2 protein-coding genes are annotated in these 3,541 nt (G+C 72.0%); both read left to right on the forward strand.

Annotated elements, in window-relative coordinates:
- Nucleotides 1-1,773 (forward strand): GNAT family N-acetyltransferase (locus G7A99_RS13675; RefSeq protein WP_163141026.1); only part of this gene is annotated, 1,773 nt, incomplete at its 5' end.
- Nucleotides 1,774-1,882: 109 nt separating this feature from the next.
- A complete protein-coding gene (locus G7A99_RS13680; RefSeq protein WP_163141029.1) occupies nucleotides 1,883-3,535 on the forward strand; it encodes an FMN-binding glutamate synthase family protein in 1,653 nt (550 codons plus the stop codon).
- The last annotated feature ends 6 nt before the right edge of the window (nucleotides 3,536-3,541 follow it).

Here is a 3,541-nt window from a genome sequence, read left to right on the forward strand (position 1 = left end):
ATAATCACCCCGGCGCTCGAGGACTGGCCGGGCTCTGCAGACCCGGCACTTGCAGGCCGCCTGTCCTGGCCGGCCGAACCCGCCGACGCCGCCGGTCATTTCCGCGACCGCCTGGTCCGCTGCCTGCGCGAAGACCCCCAGGTCGCGATATATCCCGCCGCCCCCGGGGCAGCATTGCCCCGGCCGGCCGCCGGCACGGCGGGCGACGACCCCGCCTGTCTCACCAGCGATCAGGCCGCAGCGGTGGCCGCCGTCATTGCCGGCGCCGGTGGGGCGCCCCACCGTCCGTGCGTGCTCATCGCTGACCGGGGGCGGGGCAAGAGCACCGCACTCGGGATCGCGGCCCGTCGCCTGCTGGAGGCCGGTTCCGGGCCGGTGCTCGTAACCGCGCCGCGCCGGCGTGCCGCCGAGGCGCTGATCGCCGCCGCCACGGTGGACGGCTGCCCGGGGCCGCGTTACCTCCCGCCGGACCAGCTCATCCGCGAGCCCCGCCCCGCCGGGATGCTCCTCGTCGACGAGGCCGCGGGCCTGCCGGCCCCCATGCTCGATGGGCTGTTGGCGCGTTATCCGCGCATCGCATTCGCGACCACCGTGCACGGCTACGAGGGTACCGGTGCAGGCTTTCGCGTGCGCTTTCTCGCCTCCCTCGACCGGCGTACACCGCAATGGCAGGAACACCGCCTGACCCAGCCCGTGCGCTGGGCGGACGGCGACCCCCTGGAGGCACTGCTCTTCCGCGCCCTGCTCCTGGACGCCGAGCCCGCTGATCTCGCCGCCATGCCCGCGACCGGCCAGATCACCACCGGTCGTGAGCCGGCGGCCGCCCTGGCCCGGGATGAGAGCGCCCTGCGCGAGTTCTACGGACTACTGGTCGATGCCCACTACCAGACCCGCCCGGACGATCTGCGGCGCAGCCTCGAGGCCCCGGATGCGGGGCTGTGGGCCGCGCGGGACGACGACGGCCACATCGTCGCCGCCGCGGTAACCCTGGACGAGGGCGAGCTCCCGCAGGCACTTCATACCGATATCCTCGCCGGGCGACGACGCCTGCAGGGTCACCTCCTGCCCCAGTCCCTCGCCGGCCACGGCGGCCTGGGCCAGGCACTCGCCCTGCGTCACCGGCGCGTGCACCGTATCGCCGTCCACCCGGCACTGCGCGGGCATGGCACTGGGCAGCGGCTGATGGCGACCATGGCGCGCGCTGCCCGGGAGGACGGGCTGGACACCCTGGGCACTGTCTTCGGCGCCACGCCCGCCCTGTTGCGCTTCTACCGGCGCTGCGGCCTGGCTGCCGTACAGCTCGGTCATCGCCGGGACGCGGCCAGTGCCAGCCACGCGGCGTTCATGCTCCGCCCTCTCTCCGGCGACGGCGCCACCCTGACCGAGACCGCCCGCGCCCGCTTCGCCCGGGACATACCCTGGCGTCTTGCCGGGCCGCTCACGGCCCTCGATCCCGGCGTTGTGGCCGCCCTGATGCCGGGCCTCGACTTCGGCGCAGCGGACGATGCCGACGGCACCACGATCGCCGCGTTCTCCCACGGCCACCGCGGCCCGGACGACGCCGGTCCAGCGGTACAGCGCAAGCTGCTGCACCATCTCGCCGCGTCCTCCGGCAATGCCGACGACGATGACGGCGCACAGCTGCTGGTGGCGCGTTTCCTCCAGCATCGGCCGTGGGACGAGCTGGCGGCCCGGGCCGGCGTGAGCGGCCGACGCGCCGTCATCGGGGCACTGCGCGCCGCCGCGGCGGTGCTGATCGCCGCGGATACCTGAACGCGGCCGGACACTCGGCGCCCTCACCCGGCGCCCCGCGGGCCGAGGGTGGCGTTACCGGTCATCCGGTTAGTAAGCTCCCGCCACCCGGACCGGAGGAGACCGTCCCATGAATGCCCGCCCCACCCTGTTCCGTATGCCGTCGCGCTACAACGCCTATGCGGCGAGTATCGCCGGGCTCGCGGTATCCCTGACCGGTCTGGTATTCAACCCGCTGTGGGGATGGCCGGCCGCGGTGTTTGCCGCGCTCACGGCGCTCGGCACCTGGGATCTGCTGCAGCGCCGGCATACCGTGAGCCGCAACTACCCGGTCCTCGCCCACCTGCGCTACTGCCTGGAGTCCATCGGCCCGGAGATCCGCCAGTACTTCATCCAGGCCGACACCGAGGAGCGGCCGTTCTCCCGCGAGCAGCGCGCGGTCGTCTACCAGCGCGCCAAGAACGTCCATGACAAGAAACCCTTCGGCTCCCTGCTCGACATGTACACCGAGGGCTATGAGTGGATCAGCCCCTCCCTCGCGCCTGCCCCGGTGGCGGACGGCGACTTCCGTATCACCGTCGGCGAGGACCGCGCGCAGCCTTACTCCGCGAGTGTCCTGAATATATCGGCGATGAGCTTCGGTGCGCTGTCCGCCAACGCCATCACCGCACTGAACGCCGGTGCCAGGGAGGGCGGCTTTTACCACGACACCGGCGAGGGCTCGATATCCCGCTACCACCTCAGCCACGGCGCGGACCTGGTCTGGGAAATCGGTTCCGGTTACTTCGGCTGCCGGACGGACGACGGCCGGTTCAACCCGGAGCGCTTCCGCGAGAACGCCCGCCGGGAATCGGTGCGGATGATCGAGATCAAGCTCTCCCAGGGCGCCAAGCCCGGGCACGGCGGTATCCTGCCTGCCGCCAAGGTAAGCCCCGAGATCGCCGCCGCACGGGAAGTCCCGGCCGGTCGGGACGTGGTCTCGCCCGCCTCGCACTCGGCGTTCCGCACCCCCCTGGAGATGATGGACTTCATCGCCACGCTCCGGCACCTCTGCGGTGATAAACCGGTGGGCATCAAGCTTGCTCTCGGACACCCGTGGGAGTGGTTCGCCATCGTCAAGGCGATGCTGGAGACCGGCGAGCGCCCGGACTTCGTGGTGGTGGACGGCGGCGAGGGCGGCACCGGCGCGGCCCCGCTGGAATTCGTCAACCGCCTTGGCATGCCGCTCACCGACGCCCTGCTGCTCGTGCACAACACCCTGGTCGGAACCGGCCTGCGTCCCCACATCCGGGTGGCCGCGGCCGGCAAGATCACCTCCGCATTCCACATCGCGCGCACACTCGCCCTCGGTGCCGACTGGTGCAACGCGGCACGGGGATTCATGTTCTCGCTGGGCTGCATCCAGGCCCTGTCCTGCCATACCGACCGCTGCCCCAGCGGTGTGGCCACGCAGGACCCGCGCCGCGGCGCCAACCTGGATGTCACCGACAAGTCCCGGCGGGTGGCCCGCTTCCACCGCAACACACTCCATGCCCTCGCGGAGATGATCGCGGCCACGGGCCTGCAAGACACCGCCGAGCTCGGCCCGGAGCATATCGTCCGGCGGATCTCGCGCAGCGAGGTGCGCTCGTACCGTGAACTCTACCCGTTCATGGAACCCGGGGCGCTGCTCGACGGCGCGCCCGACGCGGCCGTGTTCGCCACGTACTGGCCGCAGGCGCGGGCGGATACGTTCCAGCCGCCGCCGGCGGACGCCGCGCTGCGCACGACGAAGCTGCGCTGACGGGCG

This window comes from Arhodomonas sp. KWT (assembly GCF_010993615.1).